We start from the raw sequence: 19,656 nt of genomic DNA, 5'->3' as shown, positions 1-19,656 counted from the left end.
TATTTTTGCAAATATATTTTGAATGGGTAAAGAAATGATAAAAAAAATAGAAGAACTACTCGTTGAAGTAAACAGCTTCAATACAACTAATAAGGAAGAGATAGAGAGCTTCCGTATTAAGTATAATGGGAAAAAAGGAGTTCTGAACGATTTTTTTGAAAAATTTAAAGAAGTTCCTAACGATCAGAAAAAAGAATTTGGACAAAAGATCAATTCTTTAAAGCAGGCTGTTGCAATAAAACTGGAAGATTTGAAAAATGCTTCCGGAACTTCTGTGGTGGAAGAAAAAGAAGATCTTACCAAACCCGCTTTCCCTTTGGATTTAGGATCAAGACATCCTATTAACCTGGTTAAAAACAGAATTATAGAAATTTTTAAATCTATCGGTTTTGCCGTATCGGACGGACCGGAGATTGAAGATGACTGGCATAATTTTACCGCGCTTAACCTTCCGGAATATCACCCGGCGAGAGATATGCAGGATACTTTCTTTATTGAACAGAACCCTGATATTCTGCTAAGAACCCATACCTCTTCTGTACAGATCCGTTATATGGAACAGAATGAGCCTCCTATCAGGATTTTATCTCCGGGAAGAGTGTTCAGAAATGAAGCGGTATCTTCACGTTCACACTGTATTTTCCATCAGATAGAAGGTTTATATATTGATGAAAATGTAAGCTTTGCAGATTTAAAGCAGACGATACAGTTCTTTACTACGGAATTATTCGGTAAATCCAAAATCAGGATGAGACCTTCTTATTTCCCTTTTACCGAGCCTAGTGCAGAGATTGACGTATATTGGGGATTAAATTCCGAAACGGATTACAGAATCACAAAAGGGACCGGATGGCTGGAAATTATGGGATGTGGAATGGTGGACCCTGCTGTTTTGAAAAATGTAAATATTGATGCAGACAAATATTCAGGATATGCTTTCGGAATGGGTATTGAAAGAATTGTAATGCTTCTTTACCAGATGAGCGATATCAGGATGTTCTTCGAAAATGATATCCGAACTTTAGAACAGTTTAAAACTTTATAAAATAAAAAAGCTTTCGGTTTTCGAAAGCTTTTTTTATGATTTATTTAGTGAAGTTCAATGGGTATTTCACATTTTTATAACCGTCGATACTCGCCTTTAAAGATCCTACTGCTAATTCGGCCTTTAATAGAATGGGAATATGATTGGCATCATTGGAAACCCACATGGTAACTCCCTCTTTTTCTTTAAATACTCTTCCGCTTTTTACTGAAGGAATGATTTTAAGACAGTTGATGGTCCCGAATTTGGTTTTTAGATTTTCTGTTCCTACCACTTTCAGCTGAAATGGAAACATTTCATCATCAATCCATACATTCATGTTGATAACGGTACCGGTCTTTAATTCACCCGGGCTTTTACTTCTAAGGTAATAAAAGCAGGAAAGCATATCCTGGACTCCTTTTACCGATTTGATTTCCCGGGAGCCATTCGCCGGATTTTTTTTATCCGTTAAAATTAAAGTATTATTATCATGATTGAATACGGTTTCAAAATGCTGGCGGTAGCCCCCTTCTCTTACATTTCTTACATAAAAGCTGGGTAATCCCGTTTCCATGTTAATGAAGCTTTCATAGAGGTCTTCCACTTTAAAGAAAGCTTTTACAGCACCTGTTGTCTGTCCTACACCTTTTGCATATAAGTGGGGAACTCCTCTGTAAGTCGTTTTTTTTGTCGTAAGATTGGCAGTTCCGGCGTTGAGAATGCCATAATGGATTCTTAAAGTAAGAGATTCTCCATCAGCAATATTATCTATTTGGGCAGGTCCTAAACAGAATAGTAATAATGCTATAATAGTTAACATTTTCTTCATAATATGGTTTTTACAAAAAGGCTGCCAAAATTTAAAACCTTTTTTCGGATTTTTGATAAATCTCAGTTATTTATTTAGAATCAATCCAATCCCTTCGCACTAAAATTAGTAAATTTGCGCCAATACATATAAAATTTATTTATACTATGATAACTACCGACATATTAATAATAGGAGCCGGACCCACAGGACTTTTCGCAGTATTTGAAGCAGGATTACTAAAAATGAAGTGCCATATTATAGATGCGCTTCCGCAGCCTGGCGGGCAATTGGCTGAGCTATATCCTAAAAAGCCTATTTTTGATATACCGGGCTATCCTTCTGTGAACGCAGGAGATCTTATTGATAATTTAATGGAGCAGATCAAACAGTTTCAGCCAGGCTTTACACTGGGTGAAACCGCCGTTTCATTAACAAAAATTGATGATGAATGGTTTGAAGTAGTTACAAACAAAGGAACTGTTCACAGAGCCAAGGCAGTTGCCATCGCAGGTGGATTGGGAACTTTTGAACCCAGAAAGCCTACGATTGAAAATATTGCGGATTATGAAGAAAAAGGGGTGGAGTATTTCATCAAAGAACCGGAACATTTCAGAAATAAAAAAGTGGTGATTGCCGGTGGAGGAGACTCTGCTTTGGACTGGAGTATTTTCCTTGCTAATGTGGCAAGTGAAGTTACTTTGATACACAGAAGAAATGAATTCAGGGGAGCTTTGGATTCCGTGGAAAAAGTTCAGGATCTTAAAAATCAGGGTAAGATTAAATTAATAACTCCGGCAGAAGTAACCGGTATTAAAGGAGAAGGACACGTTTCTGCTATCACGGTTCAGGCAGATGGTGAAGAAGCGTATGATATTGAAACTGATTATTTCATTCCTCTGTTTGGATTAACTCCTAAACTGGGGGAAATTGGAAACTGGGGATTAAATATTGAGAAAAATGCCATTGTAGTCAATAATGCATTGGATTATCAAACCAATATAGAGGGTGTGTACGCGATCGGAGATATCAATACGTATCCTGGAAAACTGAAATTAATTCTTTGTGGTTTCCATGAGGCTACCCTAATGTGCCAGAGTGTCTATAACCGTCTTAATCCGGGTAAAAAGTATGTGTTGAAATATACAACGGTAAGTGGAGTAGACGGATTTGACGGAAGCCGTAAAGAAGCGGAAAAGGCTGTAGTGAAAAAAATTGACTAATTTTGCGGAATTATGTCAGATATCAATATTAAAATTACCGATAGAGAAGGGGTTACCCATGAGGTTGCCGCTCCTACGGATATGTCCATGAATTTGATGGAGGTGATCCGTGCCTATGAGTTGGCAGAAGAGGGAACCATTGGAGTGTGTGGAGGAATGGCGATGTGTGCATCATGCCAGGTCTATGTCATCAATGATCCGGGGCTTCCTGAAATGGGAGATGAAGAAGATGCTATGCTGGCGGAGGCTTTCCATGTAAAAGATAACAGCAGATTGGGCTGCCAATTGCATATTGTCGATGAAATGGAAGGGCTGGAAGTGGAAATCGCTCCCTATCCTTAGATTCTATTTTATATTTAAATTATATAAAAACCCTGAAAATAATTTCAGGGTTTTTCATTGTTGATTATTTTTTTGATATCTGAAATTTGGGATGACCGACCTGCCATAAGGCAAATGAATAAATATCAGCATACTCCTTGAAGACGACATCAAAATCACTGGTGAAATGACCGTTTTCATAATTCACATATAACAACACAGGCTTTCCTGATGAAGAGCTGTTTTGTAAAATGGCTGCAAATTTTGCAGGTTCCCATGGAACGATCCGGGAATCATTCATTCCGGTTCTTACGATTACCGCAGGGTATTTTACTCCTTTTTTAACCTTAGTCTGCGCATCCATTTCCATTAAATTTTTAACATCCTCTTTATTTTTCAGACTTCCGATTTCCGGAATCTGATTGGGGCCATTGGCGGTAGTTTCGGAACGTAAAGCATTAGTCATTCCTACTTCTGCTATGGCTACCGAATAAAGGTCGGGTCTTTCTGTGATCGCTCTTCCAATCAATACCCCGCCCATGCTCACTCCGTTTCCGATAAGCTTTGAAGAAGAGGTGTATTTTTGGTTAATAAGATATTCCGAACAGGCAATAAAATCTTTCCATGTATTGGGCTTATTGGCCTTCATTCCTGATTTATGCCATATTTCTCCTTTTTCACCGCCACCTCTTACGTGAGCAATGGCAATGATTACTCCCTGTTCAAGCAATACGGAGAGCCGGGTGGAAAACCTCGGTTCATAAGATATTCCATAACCGCCATATCCCGTAATATAAGCTGGAGTGCTGCCATCCATTTTAATATTTTTAGGATAAATAATGGATAGGGGTACCATAGTGCCATCATGGCTTTTTATTTCTGTTTCTTTGATAGTATAAAGTTTTTCATAATCGGGATAGCTCGAATCCGAATTAAAATACCTGCTCTTTACGACTATTCCTTTTTCCGCATTATAATCATAAGCGGTTTTAGGAGTGAGCCAGTTCACATTTTCACAGTAGATATCATCATTTTCATGAGGGTTGAGCGGCATTGAAGCATTCACACCGGATGGCAGCTGAATTTTTTTATGGTCCAGGGAATTGATGTTGATCTGGTATTTGTCCCTGATGATTCCGTTACCTAAGGAATAATACAGGTAATTTTTCGAGCTGTGAATGGATGTTATTACCCGGTCTTTACTTTCGGGGATAATAACCTTTGCATTGTCAAAATCCGGTTGGGATAAGCTGGTGAGAATGATCTTATAATTGGGCGCATCTTTATGAGTTAGCAGGAAAAGCTTGTCCCCTGAGATGAACACATCGGTAATATCATCAGTAGGCTTAACGATCTGTTTCCACTTAATTTTTTTGTTTTTAATTTCGGAATAAGGCGCTACAAATATGGGGCTCTCAGATCGTACTGAGCTGAGCCTGAGAACAATGTTTTTGTAATCGTCCGTAAAATAGATACTGGGAAACTGTTCTGTTAATGCATTAAGTTCAGGATAATCTTCTCTGGAAGCCAATATTTGATCCGTCCTGGGATCTGTTCCTATCAGGTGCAGCTTTGCCTTCATATCTTTTAAAAGCATGTTGCTGTTAGGATCTCCCGTACTCATTTGGGTATAAAGGATGGCGGTGTCATCCTGTGTAAATTCAAAATTAAATTCACTCCAAATAGGACCCAGCGTATCATTAAGAAGCTTTTTTGTGGTAAGGTCCAGAATTTTTAACTCGCAGATTTCACCTCCTGATTTAGATAAGAGTAAAGCTATTTTTTTGGCTTTAGAATCTACCGTAAAGTTGGTGATCTGGGTACTTTTTCCAAGGGTTTCAGGATCAAGTATCAGGACTTCTTTTCCGGTAGAAATATCCTTTGAATAAAGCTTGGCGAGATTTTCACTCTTTTTGGTTTTGGTATAAAAATATAAATTCTGCCTTTGCATGATGACTCCGAAAGAATCCCCGCTCATCATCTGAACTTCTTTCATCCTGTTATAAAGGTCTTCCCTATGGGGAATCTGATCTATGACACTATGACTGAAATCAGACTGTGCCTTGAACCAATTTTGAACAACGGGATCTTTAAGATTTTCCAACCACCGGTAATCATCCGTTACAGAAGTCCCAAAATAATTGTCTGTCACTGGTTTCTGTGGTGTTTCGGGATATTTATACTGAGCCTGTATGACCTGGCTCCATAATAATCCCAGCAATAAAATGTGATATTTCATATTGTAATTTTAGGATGTTTTTTGAGGATGAAATATAGGAATATTATTAAATATCTGACAGATTTAAATAAAAATATCCGGAATTGATGTTCCGGATATTGATATGAAAGTTAAGTATATTTATTTCTGTGGAATCTGAGCTAAAATGTCTTTAAGGTAGCTCCAGAATTTTTGGGTGGATGTTATGTTCGCTCTTTCATCCGGTGAGTGGGCTCCTTTTATGGTCGGTCCGAAGCTTACCATTTCCATTTCAGGGTAATTAGCCCCGATAATTCCGCATTCCAGACCTGCATGACAAGCTACTACGTGAGGCTTTTCATTAAATTTATTTTCATAAATCTTTTCCATCAGCTGAACGATTTCAGATCCCGGCTTTGGCTTCCATCCAGGATATGAACCGCTTAATTCCACATTCATTCCGGCAAGTTCGGAAACTGATTTCAATTGTTCTGCTACGGAATCTTTAGACGATTCTACGGATGATCTGGAAAGGTTCAGGATTCTTAATTCACCTCCTTTTAATTCCACTCTTGCCACATTGTTGGAAGATTCCACAAGGTCTGCTACATCAGGACTCATTCTGTATACGCCGTTGTGCAGGGATTTTAATACCAGGATGATTTTCTTTGAATCTTCTTCTGAGACCGCTTTTTCAGAACTTGTTGAATTTTCTATATTAATCTGAATAGAAGGCTCTACCGAAGCAAACTCTTCTATTATTTCTTTCTTTAAAACTGTGGTTTCTTCAATGAATTCATTGGCATTTCTTACCGATACAAGTGCAACAGCTTCACGGGGAATAGCATTTCTAAGACCTCCGCCATCAATGGAAATCAATTGAGGATTTTGCTTTTCTATGCTTTTATAAAGGATTCTTCCCAAAATGATATTGGAGTTTCCAAGTCCTTTGTGGATATCCATACCGGAATGTCCGCCTTTCAAGCCTTTTACTTCAATTCTTACCACCTGGCCTTTAACCTCTTCAGTATTGTATTTCTGACTGATTGTTACATCAACTCCTCCGGCACAGCCTATGTCGATCTCATCGTCTTCCTCAGTATCTAGATTTAATAAAATATCTCCGGTTAATTGTCCGGATTTTAAACCTAAGGCACCTGTCATCCCTGTTTCTTCATCAATCGTAAAAAGAGCTTCTATAGCAGGGTGAGGAATATCTGAGCTTTCCAGTACAGACATAATAGCAGCTACCCCTAATCCATTGTCAGCTCCCAGAGTGGTTCCTTTTGCTTTTACCCAGTCTCCGTCGATCTCCATTTTGATTCCCTCTGTTTCAAAATCAAAGTTGATGTCATTGTTTTTTTGACAAACCATGTCGAGGTGAGACTGAAGGATTACCGATTTACGGTTTTCCATTCCCGGAGTAGCAGGTTTTTTAATGATAACGTTTCCTACTTCGTCTACCGTGGTTTCTAAACCGAGGTTTTCCCCAAATTCTTTGATAAATGCGATTACTTTTTCTTCTTTCTTTGAAGGTCTGGGAACCGTATTCAGCTTGGAAAAATTTTTCCATACGATTTGCGGTTCTATATTGGATAATACCATAAAATTTTTATTTTTATCAAAATTACGAATAAAAAAATGCTTCTGAACAGGACAAAAGCATTCTTTATAGGTTTTCAAATATTTTAGCAGCCACAAGCTCCGTAAATAGGAGTGGTAAACGTTTCTCCCGTAGATTTTTCAATAGTCATGGAACCTTGAAATAACAGGGCTTCATCACCTTTTATCTTTTTAGCCTTTACCGTGATTTTATAGTTTTCATTTTCTATTTCCTTGCTGAGGTCTTCTTCGCCTTCCATACCGCTTGATGATAAAAGGTTCATTACGGTTCTTTGTCCGTCCAGCTGCATATATGCAGTTTTTCCCGCATCATCGGCATAAATATATTTTTCCGCTTCAAAATCTGCTTTATTTTTAGCAAAATAGCAGGAACATTCTTTGATTTCTTTTGGGAAGGAAATAATTCCTACATCAATGGTTCCGGTACTGAGATGGGTATTGGATGAGTCTTTAACAATACTTAAAGAATCTTCGGCAGTGTTTTGGGAAGCGGCAGGCTTCTCTTTTTTACATGCAACAAACAGGAAGGTTGAAAATAGAATGATCAGATATTTCATTGTGTTTAAAGTTTATAATAAGTTTAATATCCATTTGGTTATCTTATACTTAAAGTCAAAAAAGATAATCCATGTTTAGTTGTATCAAAGATAAATCTTTTACTGTAATTTCATGAAATTTTAGACATGATAAAAACATAATCACCCTTTTTTATCTTATTTTTGTAACATGGAGTATCCTAGTAAAGTTTTGGCAAAGGCGGTAGACGAAATTTCAGGTCTTCCGGGTATTGGAAAGAAAACGGCACTGCGTTTAGCTCTTCATTTACTCAGACAGCCAAATTCCAGGGCGGTGAGTCTCGGAAATTCGCTTATTAATTTAGTTAATGAAATAAAATATTGTAAAGAATGTCATAATTTCTCCGATTTTGATATTTGTGAGATATGCAGCAATACGAAGAGAAATGATGAACTGCTTTGTGTTGTGGAAGATGTACGGGATGTAATGGCCATTGAAAATACAGGTAAATATACAGGTAAATACCTGGTTCTGGGAGGTAAGATTTCTCCTATGGAAGGAATAGGGCCTAACCAGCTCAATATTGCAAGTATAGAGAAAAAGCTGAATGAGGGAAAAGTCCGCGAACTTATTTTTGCTCTCAGTGCTACTATGGAAGGAGATACCACCGCTTATTATATTTATAAAAAGTTTAAAACTTTTGAAATAGATTTTTCGAGTATTGCCAGAGGTATTTCCGTAGGGGATGAGCTGGAATATGCTGATGAAATTTCTCTGGGAAGATCTATTATTAACCGTTTTCCTTATAACGACAGTAATTCTTAACCCTATTTTTATGATCTCTGTAGTTATCCCTCTTTATAATGCAGAACAGACCATAGAGACTGCACTGAATTCTATCCGGAAGCAGACTTACCCCCGGGAGGAATTTGAAATTATTGTGATTAATGACGGTTCTACAGATAACAGCCGTTCTGTGGTTTTGAACTATATCAAAACCCATCCTGATATGAATATCCGGATGATAGATCAGGAAAACGGAGGCGTTTCCAGGGCAAGAAATACAGCACTTAAAGCAGGAAAAGGAGATTATTTTGCTTTATTGGATTCTGATGACGAATGGCTGCCCGAGAAAACAGAGCGCCAGATAAATTATTTTAAAAAAGAGCCTGGTATTGATTTTTTAGCTGCCCGACGGAATAACAGTGAGATTTTATTCCCTTATAAAGTAAAAAGCAATCTGGCAGAAATTACCTTTAAAAAGCTCTTGATAAGAAATGAAGCGCAACCTTCAACAGTGATTTTTAAAAGAAAAATACTTGAGAATACAGGGTATTTTGATGATGATCAAAGATATACGGAAGACGTTAATTACTGGCTCAGGATTTCTTTGAAAAATCAAATGTATATCCTGGATGAGAGCCTGGTCATTGCAGGAGGTGGCAAAAGAACTTTCGGATCATCGGGTTTATCGGCAAATCTTTCCGCAATGGAAAAAGGATATAAAAAAAATCTGAAAGAGATGTATGCCCTGGGAAATCTGACAGCTCTGCAATATTTTGCTCTTAGAATTTTTTATAAGGTAAAATATCTATTTTTGTTAATAAGAGTTTTTTATTACAATAATAAGTCCTGATGGATCTGAAAAATAAAAAAATACTTTTTTTATCAGTAAGTTTTTTTAAATATGAAAGAGCTATAGCTGAAAGGCTCTCCTATTGGGGAGCAGAAGTGGATTTTTATGATGAAAGACCTTCCAATTCGAATTTTTCTAAAGGGATTATCCGTTTTAATAAAAAGCTGTATCAGCTTAAAATCAAAGAATATTATAATAAGATTCTCCGTGAGATTGAGCATAAGAAATATGATTACTTTTTACTGGTAAAAGGAGAGGCTACGCCCGCTTATTTTCTGAAAAAGATAAAAGCCTGTAATCCGGATATGACAATGATCTATTACAGTTTTGATGCCTTAACGGAATATCCGCAGCTTAGATCCCATCTTACTTATTTTGATAGAAAATTCACTTTTGAATACCAGGATTCCTTACAATATGATTTGAAGTTCAGACCGCTTTTTTATCTCGATGAATATAAAAGCTTGAAAAGCAGGACAACCTTTAATTTTGATATAGCATTTATAGGGAGCGCCCATACGGATCGTTATATTATCGGGGAAAAAGTAAAGGAAAAAGCAGATCAGCTTCAGCTAAGGTGTTTTTTCTATTATTATGCCATGGGAAAAATAGCTTTCAGGCTCAAAAAAATATTGGATAATAACCTGAAGCAATTTGATACTAAAAAATTGAGTTTTGAGAAACTTTCCCACCGTCAGATCATGGATTGTTATGAAAACTCTGTATCAGTACTGGATATCCATAAGCCATTTCAGAACGGATTAACCATCAGGACATTTGAGGTGCTGGCTGCAGGGAAAAAATTAATGACTACCAATTCGGATATACGGAACTATCCATTTTATAATCCCAACAATATTTTTATTCTCGACCGTGAAAATGTAGAGCTGGACCCTGGTTTTTTCAAAACTCCTTTTGAAGAAATGGGGGAGGACATCCTACGTATGATGTCTTTGGATGCTTTTATTGAATGTCTGTTTTTTAAAGATCAGGATGAGTATTGGAGTTCTTTTAGAAATAGGGCATAAAAAAAGCAGCTCTTTAGAGCTGCTCGTATATTTATTTGATTGTCCTTTCTATTTTGTAGGAGCTGCTGGTGTCTGAGCCGGTGTTGTAGACTGAGAAGCCGGAGCTGTATTAGCCGGAGCCTCTTGTTTTACGGGCTGAGAAACTGTTGGAGCTACCTGAGTAGGTTTTCCTGTAACAATAACACTAATAAGGATAAGCACAATAATAGTTCCTCCTAATGTCCATGTAGCTTTTTCCATGAAGTCATTGGTTCTTTGTACTCCGAACTGTGCAGAAGAAGCTCCCCCGAAAGTACTGGAAAGGCCTCCACCTTTAGGGTTTTGAGCCATAACAACAATTACCAGTAATACGCTGGCAATCATAACAAGAACCATCAATAGTGTAAATATAGTGTCCATTAATCTGATTTCTTTTGAATGGGCAAATTTAATCTTTTTTTATCTAATGACAAAATATGAATTGGTAAAAATAAAAACGGCAGCCTTGGCTACCGTTTTTTATATGGAAATAAACCTTTTTTATTTGAAATCAGTCTCTTTAGCCTGATTGATCTGGTAAGATTTTACATTTAAAGTAATATCCATTCCTCCCATATTCTGCATAATGGTAAAAGGAAGTTTTACTCCTGATACCTCTTTGTAATCAGCAAAGCTGGTTGGAATGCTTCCTCCTTCTCCTGCTTTTACCTCACCTGTTTTAAGACCGGTTTTTACACTGTAATAATAAGTGTCTTTTGAGCCTTTTACAACATAGGAATCTTCATTGTTGTATTTCTCAATTCCGGAAAGCTTATATTCTGTGGATTTTGCAAATGCAAGCTCTGGGAAAAGCTCTGTGTCTTTAGACATTTCTGCTTTCTGCTTATCACTTAAAGGCATTTTCTGTCCCTGAGCTTCCATATAACCGTCTTTTCCGTCAAAAATGATTTTCTGAACGGTATTTCCCATCATCTTCATATTCATGGCCATTTTACCACCTTTAGCCTGGATCATGCTCATATTCATTTCCATTCCCTGTACTTTGGTGGAAGCTTCGGTACTGATAGAATTTACTTTTTGAACTGCTGCCGCTCCTCCTATCGCATTGATGTATTTATCCGCTACTGATGCAATTGTTACACTGGCGTCCACTTTTTGAGCAACCGGTTTGGCAACAGGATTGGCATTACTGTCATAATATTTTACAGGATAACCTAGTTTTTCCAGTCCTTCCGAAATATCAGATGCTTTACCGGCTATGAATATCCTGCTTTGATTTGGGAATATATTAGCTTTTACAGCACTTGTAATATCGGCCGTTGTTACTTTGTCGATAGATTTCAGATAGTTGGTATAGAAATCACTTGGCAGATCCTGAACTTTCTGATTTAAAGCAAATCTTGCAATGGTCTCAGGCTTTTCAAGGGACATGATGAAAGCTCCTTTTAGTTTAGCCTTGGCATTTTCCAGTTCCTCAGGCTTCACCGTAGAAATGGCATTCAATTCATTCATGAACTCTACTACAGCTTTATCCGTTACCTCGTTTCTTACACTTGCCTGTGCAGCAAAGGCAGGAGCATATTTACTTGCGGAAAGATCAGAATAAGCCCCATAAGTAAATCCATTCTTCTCACGTAGGTTCATGAAAAGTCTGGCTTCACCACCACCGCCTAAAATATAATTTGCCATAGTGGCTGCAAAATAATTAGGGTCCTTCATCTTAAAATCATTAAGATTGCTTACAGATACTACCGATTGTACGGCAGAAGGAACATCCACGATATTGATTTCCGTTTTAGCTACATTGGAAGCAGGCTCCAGAGCGGCAAAAGTAGTGTTGGCCTTTTTCCAGCCGCTGAATGCTTTCTCTACCATCGGTTTTACCTGATCGTATTTTACGTCTCCCACGATGACCAAATAAGCGTGATCAGGAGCGTAATATTTTTTGTACATATTCTGTACATCCGCTAACTGGATTTTGCTAACACTTTCAATCGTTTCAAACTCCCCTCTTGAAGTGTTTTTTCCATAGATAAGGGCCGTAGATACTTTATCAGCAATTGATGAAGCGTTTTTTTCATCCGCTTTTAATCCTTCAACCGTTCTGTCTTTAGAACTCTGAACTTCTTCGGCAGAGAATTTTGGATTGATGATAGCATCAGCCATTAAGTTCAATACCTCAGGGAAATACTTGGAAAGAGAGTTGGCGAAGGCTCCTCCTGAGGAAAAGCTTAGGTTGGCACCCAGGAAATCTATTTTTTTATGGAAATCATCTTTGCTTAAGCTCGTGGTTCCATTGCCCAGCTGGTCTGCCATAATTCCGCTTACCCCGGTGATATTTCCTTCATAGATTGGAGGTCTGTCCATAGAGAGGTTTACGTTTACCCTCGGTAATTTATTATTCTCTACTACCATTACGGTAAGCCCGTTGCTCAGCTGGAAAGTTTTAGGCTTGGCAATGTTGATGGCCGGAGTAGGTCCCGGTTTTGGCATTGCATTAATATCTATTTTTTGTGCAGAAAGCATACCTGTAAATAAAAATGCTACTGCTATATATGTTAATTGCTTTTTCATTTGTAAATATTTAAAATTAATAATCACTTTTCTCCTTCCGAATTACTTCTTTTCAGGCAGATAATTAATGATTATTCTTTGGTTAGGATTAAGATACTTTTTAGCAGCATTTTGTAGATCTTCTTTAGTGATGGATCTGTAAATGTCTATTTCCTTGTTGATTAAATTAGTATCTCCCATTAAAACATGGCTGGTTGCCAAAGAAGCGGCAATCCCCTGAATACTTGAATTTTGATTTACAAATTGGTTTTCAAACTGGTTCTGAAGTTTCTGATAATCCTCCTGGGAAATCAGGGTTGTTTGTAATTTTTTGATTTCAGCATCAATATCGGACTGAAGTGTCTGCTTAGTAGTTTGCCCCATTGGAATGGCAAAAAAAGCAAAGATTCCGTAATCTTCGAGACCTTGGTTGAAGGCAGCTACCTGAAGCGCTTTTTTCTCCTGATCTACCAGTTTCTTATATAAAACAGAAGATTTTCCGTTACTTAAATAGGAGGAAAGCATATCTAGAACGTAAGCATCTCTTTCCTTATTGGCCGGAGTTCTGTATGCAAAAACATACGCAGGAAGCTGAATATTCGGATCATAAGCCGTTACTTCTTTCTCCTTGGTGATAGGTTCGTCTTTCGGGAAGTTCTTAGGCGTTACCGTTCCTTTAGGAATAGCACCGTAATATGTTTCAATCCATTTTTTAGTCTGTTCCGGTTTAATATCTCCCGCCACTACCAATGTCGCATTGTTCGGAACATAATATTTTTTGTAGAAAGCCTGGAACTCATCAAGCTTTGCAGCATTTAGATCCTCCATAGACCCGATAGTAGGCCAGTTGTATGGGTGATTGGTAAACAGGTTTTTCTGTATGGTGGTGAATAGATTACCGTAAGGCTGGTTATCCATTCTGAGTCTTTTTTCTTCCTTTACCACTTCTCTTTGAGTATCTACTCCTACCTGGTTGATCACCGCGTGACGCATTCTTTCGGATTCCATCCAAAGTCCAAGCTGCTCATTGTTGGAAGGGAAAGTTTCATAGTAATACGTTCTGTCGTTGGTGGTATTGGCATTGTTCTGACCTCCGTTGGAAGAAACTATTTTAAACCATTCTCCTCTTTTTATATTAGGGGTTCCTTCAAATAAAAGGTGTTCAAAAAAGTGGGCGAAACCGGTTCTTCCCTTTACTTCATCTTTTGCTCCTACATGGTACATGACACCCGTAGTTACTACCGGTGCGGAATTATCCTGGTGAAGGATTACATGTAAACCATTGGGCAAATCGTACTCTTCGAATTTGATTTGTTGTGCATTCACTATCATTCCAAAGAATGCAGCGGCAGCAACTGAAAAAAGTCTTCTTTTCATATAGTTGAAATTGTTTACTAATAAGTCCGAGAAATAATAGGATTGTTACAGGTTTTCAGGATTTTTTTTAAGAGAATTATTTTTAATAAACCGAGGAAGGCTTTTTCAAAAATTTGAATTCTCCATAGAATACTTTAATTTTGTAATCCAAAAATTTTTTCTGACATGGAGGACTATCTGAAAGGGTTAAATGAATCACAATTTGAAGCGGTAACCACACTGGAGGGGCCATTAATGGTTCTTGCGGGAGCGGGTTCCGGAAAAACGCGGGTGCTTACCATGCGTATTGCTCATTTAATCACCAATGGAGTAGATCCTTTTAATATCCTGGCGCTTACATTTACCAACAAAGCGGCCCGCGAGATGAAAGACCGTATTGCAAAGGTCGTGGGAGAAAGTAATGCCCGAAGCTTATGGATGGGAACCTTTCACTCCGTATTTGCCAGAATTTTGAGAATTGAAGCCCATTACCTGGGATATCCTTCGAATTTTACCATTTATGATCAGCAGGATGCCTTGAATGTAATCAAAAAGGTGTTAAAGGACATGAATATCGATGCAGATCTTTATAAACCTAAAAAAGTTCAGGCAAGAATTTCCACCTATAAAAACAACCTGATCACGGTAAAAGCTTATTTCAATAATCCGGAATTGATGGAGGCTGACGAAAAAGCCAATATGAAATTCATAGGGCAGATCTATCAGAAGTATGTGGAGGCCTGTTACCGTAACGGAGCGATGGATTTTGATGACCTGTTGTTGAAAACCAATGAATTATTGACCCGTTTTCCTGAAGTGTTGGCTAAATACCAGGACAGGTTCCGGTATATTCTGGTAGATGAGTACCAGGATACCAATCATTCTCAGTATTTAATCGTAAAAGCCCTGGCTTCCAAATTCGAGAATATATGCGTGGTGGGAGATGATGCCCAATCCATTTATTCATTCCGTGGAGCCAATATTTATAATATTTTAAACTTTAAAAAAGATTATCCTGATGCGGTAACGGTTTCTTTGGAACAGAACTACCGTTCTACACAAAATATCGTAAATGCTGCCAATGTGGTAATTTCAAAAAACCTTCAGCAGTTCAAAAAGAATGTGTTCAGCGATAACGAAGAAGGAGAAAAAATAAAAGTTTACCGTTCACTTTCCGATGCGGATGAAGCCAACTTTGTGGCAGGGAATATCTGGGAAACACGAAACCGTGAGCAGAGAAAATACAGTGATTTTGCTATCCTGTACAGAACCAACTCCCAGACCCGGGCTTTTGAAGACGCTTTAAGAAGAAAAAATATTCCTTATAAAGTATATGGAGGATTATCCTTCTATCAGAGAAAAGAAGTGAAAGATCTATTGGGTTATCTCCGCCTTTTAGTCAATGAAAATGATTCCGAAGCTCTGATGAGGATTATTAACTATCCTACCAGGGGAATTGGAGAAACGACTCAAAATAAGCTTATCGTATTTGCAGATGCTCAGAATATTTCAGTTTCCAAGGTCCTGGATAATCTGCCGGTGTATGCTCCTCAGTTAGGATTTAATAACGGGGTTCTTAACAAGCTTAATGATTTTTGGTCGATGATTAAAGCATTTCAGGTTTTATTAAAAACAGAAACTGCTTACAGTGTAGCCATGGAAGTGGCCAAAAGAAGCGGATTAATCAAATTCTTAAAAGATGACCAGACTCCGGAAGGAATCTCAAGAGTAGAAAACGTTCAGGAATTGATGAACTCCATGCAGGGGTTCATTGAAGAACAGATACAGCTTGAAGATGGAGATCCGAGCCTTTCCAACTTTCTGGAAAATATTGCACTTTCAGCCGATACACAGGATAAAACCGGGGAGGACGATATGGTTTCATTAATGACCATTCACCTTTCTAAAGGGTTGGAGTTCCCTGTGGTTCACCTTGTAGGACTGGAAGAAAATCTTTTCCCGAGCTTTATGAGTTCGGCTACAAGGGAAGATCTGGAAGAAGAAAGACGTTTGTTCTATGTGGCTTTAACGAGAGCTGAAAAGCAAGTGTTTTTTTCCTATGCTATTTCCAGGTTCCAATGGGGGAAAATTACCGATGCCGAGCCTTCGAGATTCCTCAGTGAAGTTGATGAGCAATATATAGACTTTATCAATCCTGCTATTGAAAGCCGTTTTGTGAATAATTCAGGAATTAAATCCAATATTTTTGATGAATACCCTGAAGAGCCGAGATCTTTCAGAAAAGTGGAGCCTAAGAAATCCATCGAAAGGAATGAGAAATCAAAACCTATCGCGGAACCCCGAAAACTGAAACCTGTAGGCTCAGCTAAGATTATTAATCCGAGCGGCAGCTCTTCTCAGGATATTGAAGTAGGAGACAGAGTGCGTCATGACCGTTTCGGAATAGGAGAGGTCACTTTCCTGGATGGTACCGATCCGCAGAATATTAAAGCAAAAGTCATTTTCCAGCACGAAGGAGAAAAAAATCTGATCCTGAAATTCGCCAAGCTTACTAAGATTTAAAAAAATAGAATTTACCTATTAACATTTTTTATGATTAATTAGTCTATTAATTTTGTGGACTAATAAATATGAATTACTTTTGCCCTTCGAAAACATTAAAAAAGTATTAAACTATAATTATGAAAAATAGAAAGACTATTTTATCAGCTTCTGTCTTGTTTTTCTTGGGAAGCTTTGCCTTTGCACAAGAGAAAGACTCTGTAAAAACAGGGCAGGTAGAAGAAGTTGTCATCTTAGGATCCAGAGGAGGAGCACGATCAAAAGTGGATAGTCCGGTTCCTGTAGATGTATTTAAAATTAAAGAATCTTCTGTTGTTTTACCACAGACCAATATATCTCAGATCCTGAATGCGGTTGCGCCTTCATTCACTTCCACTGTTCAGACGAATGCTGACGGAACGGATCATTTGGATCCCGCTCAGTTAAGAGGATTAGGTCCGGATCAGGTTTTGGTATTGGTCAACGGAAAAAGAAGACATACCTCCGCTTTAGTGAATGTAAACGGAACACCCGGAAGGGGAACGGTAGGAACGGATTTAAATGCCATTCCTTCTTTCGCGCTAAACAGGATTGAAGTGCTCAGAGACGGTGCATCTGCACAATATGGATCTGATGCGATTGCCGGGGTTATCAATCTGGAATTAAGGAGAGACACTGGTAAATTGGCAGGCCAGGTAACTTATGGAGGGAACTTGACTCCTACCGCCAATGACCATACCGGAGATTTTGACGGCCAGAATGTTCAGATCGATCTGAACTATGGAAATAAAATAGGTAAAAGAGGAGGTTTTTATAATATTACCTGGACTTCACAATTCCGAAATCCTACGTACAGAGCGGGTACGGAGAGCGGGAAAATCTATAATGCTTATAACGCTATCGAGCAAAGAGCGCTTAAGGACGGAGTCAATCTTTCCTCCTTGTACAGTAATATTAATAATACTCCGAATTCCCAGCAGATCATTAATTATATTCACCAGTATGCACAGGGCGTGAATTATTTTTCTCAAGATTTTCAGAATCAGATCCAGACTGCTAATACCATAGGTGCTTTACAGGGAATTTTAGGTACGGATGTCACGGATCAAGAATTGGCATACAGAGGCCTTACAAGAAAAGATTTCAACATGCAGGTGGGACAATCAAAACTTAATAATCACCAGCTATTTGCTAATATAGAAGTTCCTGTAAGTGATGATTGGAAAGTTTATACTTTTGGAGGATATAGCTTTCGGCACGGTACATCCGGAGGTTTTTACAGAAGGCCAAATCAAAGCCGAACCTTTACAGGATTATATGCCAACGGATATCTGCCTCAGATCGCAACGGATATTCAGGACCTTTCCTTATCCACAGGAATTAAAGGAAAATGGAACGGCTGGAATATAGATTTCAGCAATACGTTTGGACAGAATTCATTTGATTATACTATTCAGAATACGGGAAATACTTCCCTGAGATTTGCGTCTCCTAATGAGTTTAGAGCGGGTGGATTACGTTTTACTCAGAATACAATCAATCTGGATTTTTCTAAAAAATATGACGTATGGAGTGGAATTAATGTTGCTTTCGGAGGTGAACACCGCTATGAAAATTTCAAAATCACAGCAGGAGAAGAGGCTTCGTATGCTACTTATGATGTGAATGGGAACGTATTGACGGAAGGCAGCCTTCAGCCTACTGACTTTTTCGGAAATGCTTTGGCAGGTGGATCACAGGTTTTCAGTGGTTTCAGACCGGAAAATGCGGTGAATAGAAACAGACAATCTGTGGCAGGATATGCCGATGTGGAATTGAATTTTACCGATTGGTTACTGGTGGATGCAGCAGCAAGATATGAGAATTATTCGGATTTTGGATCTACCTTTAATTATAAGCTGGCGTCCAGGATCAGACTGGATAAAAATCTTAATTTCAGATTTGCCGGTTCTACAGGATTCCGAGCACCCTCTATTCATCAGATCTATTATAATGTAACCTCTACATTATTTACCAATAACCAGCTTTTGGAAGTAGGAACTTTCAGTAATGATTCACAGATTGCCGGATTGCTTGGAATTCCTAAACTGAAGCAGGAAACTTCAAAATCAGCAAGTGTTGGATTTACATATAAAATTCCTGCTGCAAACTTAACCATTACTGCGGACGGATACTTTACGAGAATTGATGACAGGGTTATTCTTACCGATCAGTTTACGAGAGCTGCTGTTCCTGCCCCTGCCCAGGCTGTATTTGATAAGGAAAAGGTAAATGCAGGTCAATTCTTTGCGAATGCCATTGATACGGAAACCAAAGGTTTGGATGTGGTGATAGATCATAATGCCCGGTTTTCTGATTTTAAATTGAATAATAATTTTGCAATCAATCTGAATCAAACCAAAAAAGTAGGGGAGACCCATTCTACAGGGCTATTGGAATCTGCCAATCTCGAAAACGTTTACTTTTCAGAAAAGTCAAGGGTTTATTTGGAAGAAGCGGTACCGAGAGTAAAAGCGAGCTTATCCAATAATCTTTCCTGGAGAAATGCCACTTTCTATTTAAGAAATACATATTATGGTGCTGTAACCGGTGCGGATGTAGTAGACGCCAATGGAGACGGAATCACGGAATTGAATGAACACCAGAAAATAGGTGATAAAATTATCACTGATATTTCCGTTGCTTATCAGTTTACAAAAAATGTGGGATTAACTTTAGGGGTGAATAACTTATTTGATATTTATCCTACTAAAAATCTTACAGTTTCTACCAATAATGATCAGTTTATCTATTCCCGTTCTACCTCTCAGTTTGGACAAAACGGGCGATACGTATTTACTCGACTCAATTTTAATTTTTAAGGTTTTTTAAATTTTCGGAACGGGTT

At 38.1% G+C, this 19,656-nt stretch carries 15 protein-coding genes; 8 read left to right on the top strand and 7 right to left on the bottom strand.

Annotation, left to right across the window (positions count from 1 at the left end; genetic code table 11):
- Positions 1–34 precede the first annotated feature (34 nt).
- Positions 35–1,045: a phenylalanine--tRNA ligase subunit alpha gene (gene pheS, locus ABJ974_RS12425; RefSeq protein ID WP_419868564.1), complete on the top strand. Its 1,011-nt coding sequence runs from the start codon at positions 35–37 to the stop codon at positions 1,043–1,045.
- 40 nt (positions 1,046–1,085) lie between these two features.
- Here the strand turns inward: pheS and ABJ974_RS12420 are convergent, their stop codons facing one another.
- Entirely contained in the window at positions 1,086–1,856 is a 771-nt protein-coding gene (locus ABJ974_RS12420; RefSeq protein ID WP_419868563.1) for a DUF3108 domain-containing protein, read from the bottom strand.
- A 146-nt stretch (positions 1,857–2,002) separates the two neighbouring features.
- On the opposite strand from ABJ974_RS12420, the gene ABJ974_RS12415 reads away from it, so the two are divergent.
- Positions 2,003–3,058 (top strand): NAD(P)/FAD-dependent oxidoreductase, encoded by a 1,056-nt coding sequence (locus ABJ974_RS12415; protein ID WP_419868562.1) that lies wholly within the window; start codon positions 2,003–2,005, stop codon positions 3,056–3,058.
- 12 nt (positions 3,059–3,070) lie between these two features.
- Positions 3,071–3,400 carry a 2Fe-2S iron-sulfur cluster-binding family protein gene (locus tag ABJ974_RS12410; protein WP_419868561.1) on the top strand — a complete coding sequence of 110 codons (330 nt, stop codon included), beginning with the start codon at positions 3,071–3,073 and terminating at the stop codon, positions 3,398–3,400.
- 64 nt (positions 3,401–3,464) lie between these two features.
- Here the strand turns inward: ABJ974_RS12410 and ABJ974_RS12405 are convergent, their stop codons facing one another.
- The 3 genes from ABJ974_RS12405 to ABJ974_RS12395 all read right to left on the bottom strand — a co-directional run bounded on the left by ABJ974_RS12405 (position 3,465) and on the right by ABJ974_RS12395 (position 7,756).
- A complete protein-coding gene (locus ABJ974_RS12405) occupies positions 3,465–5,618 on the bottom strand; it encodes a prolyl oligopeptidase family serine peptidase (protein WP_419868560.1) in 2,154 nt (717 codons plus the stop codon).
- Between the two features lie 120 nt (positions 5,619–5,738).
- The gene (locus ABJ974_RS12400) at positions 5,739–7,181 is read right to left on the bottom strand and encodes an aminoacyl-histidine dipeptidase (protein ID WP_419868559.1); all 1,443 of its coding nucleotides are present in this window, start codon (positions 7,179–7,181) and stop codon (positions 5,739–5,741) included.
- Positions 7,182–7,264: 83 nt separating this feature from the next.
- The gene (locus ABJ974_RS12395) at positions 7,265–7,756 is read right to left on the bottom strand and encodes a hypothetical protein (RefSeq protein ID WP_419868558.1); all 492 of its coding nucleotides are present in this window, start codon (positions 7,754–7,756) and stop codon (positions 7,265–7,267) included.
- A gap of 169 nt (positions 7,757–7,925) precedes the next feature.
- Between ABJ974_RS12395 and recR the strand changes: the two genes are divergently transcribed.
- The 3 genes from recR to ABJ974_RS12380 are packed head-to-tail and all read left to right on the top strand — an operon-like array spanning position 7,926 to position 10,379.
- Positions 7,926–8,540: a recombination mediator RecR gene (gene recR / locus ABJ974_RS12390; RefSeq protein WP_419868557.1), complete on the top strand. Its 615-nt coding sequence runs from the start codon at positions 7,926–7,928 to the stop codon at positions 8,538–8,540.
- 10 nt (positions 8,541–8,550) lie between these two features.
- Positions 8,551–9,351 carry a glycosyltransferase family 2 protein gene (locus ABJ974_RS12385; RefSeq protein ID WP_419868556.1) on the top strand — a complete coding sequence of 267 codons (801 nt, stop codon included), beginning with the start codon at positions 8,551–8,553 and terminating at the stop codon, positions 9,349–9,351.
- Positions 9,351–10,379, top strand: a complete 1,029-nt coding sequence (locus ABJ974_RS12380; protein ID WP_419868555.1) for a CgeB family protein — start codon at positions 9,351–9,353, stop codon at positions 10,377–10,379. The genes ABJ974_RS12385 and ABJ974_RS12380 overlap by 1 nt, the downstream gene beginning before the upstream one ends.
- A 48-nt stretch (positions 10,380–10,427) precedes the next feature.
- Here the strand turns inward: ABJ974_RS12380 and secG are convergent, their stop codons facing one another.
- The 3 genes from secG to ABJ974_RS12365 form a co-directional block, all read right to left on the bottom strand.
- Positions 10,428–10,778 (bottom strand): preprotein translocase subunit SecG, encoded by a 351-nt coding sequence (gene secG, locus ABJ974_RS12375; protein WP_419868554.1) that lies wholly within the window; start codon positions 10,776–10,778, stop codon positions 10,428–10,430.
- A 120-nt stretch (positions 10,779–10,898) separates the two neighbouring features.
- A complete protein-coding gene (locus ABJ974_RS12370; protein WP_419868553.1) occupies positions 10,899–12,932 on the bottom strand; it encodes a M16 family metallopeptidase in 2,034 nt (677 codons plus the stop codon).
- Between the two features lie 42 nt (positions 12,933–12,974).
- On the bottom strand, positions 12,975–14,288 hold the full coding sequence (locus ABJ974_RS12365; RefSeq protein WP_419868552.1) for a M16 family metallopeptidase: 1,314 nt from the start codon (positions 14,286–14,288) through the stop codon (positions 12,975–12,977).
- Between the two features lie 165 nt (positions 14,289–14,453).
- On the opposite strand from ABJ974_RS12365, the gene ABJ974_RS12360 reads away from it, so the two are divergent.
- Positions 14,454–16,790 carry an ATP-dependent helicase gene (locus ABJ974_RS12360; protein ID WP_419868551.1) on the top strand — a complete coding sequence of 779 codons (2,337 nt, stop codon included), beginning with the start codon at positions 14,454–14,456 and terminating at the stop codon, positions 16,788–16,790.
- Between the two features lie 119 nt (positions 16,791–16,909).
- The gene (locus ABJ974_RS12355) at positions 16,910–19,630 is read left to right on the top strand and encodes a TonB-dependent receptor plug domain-containing protein (RefSeq protein ID WP_419868550.1); all 2,721 of its coding nucleotides are present in this window, start codon (positions 16,910–16,912) and stop codon (positions 19,628–19,630) included.
- Positions 19,631–19,656: the final 26 nt, after the last annotated feature.

The organism is Chryseobacterium sp. CT-SW4 (assembly GCF_048572715.1).
GTDB lineage: Bacteria > Bacteroidota > Bacteroidia > Flavobacteriales > Weeksellaceae > Chryseobacterium.
Note: the sequence above shows the minus strand (reverse complement) of the source record. Positions and strands in the feature narration are given on the sequence as shown.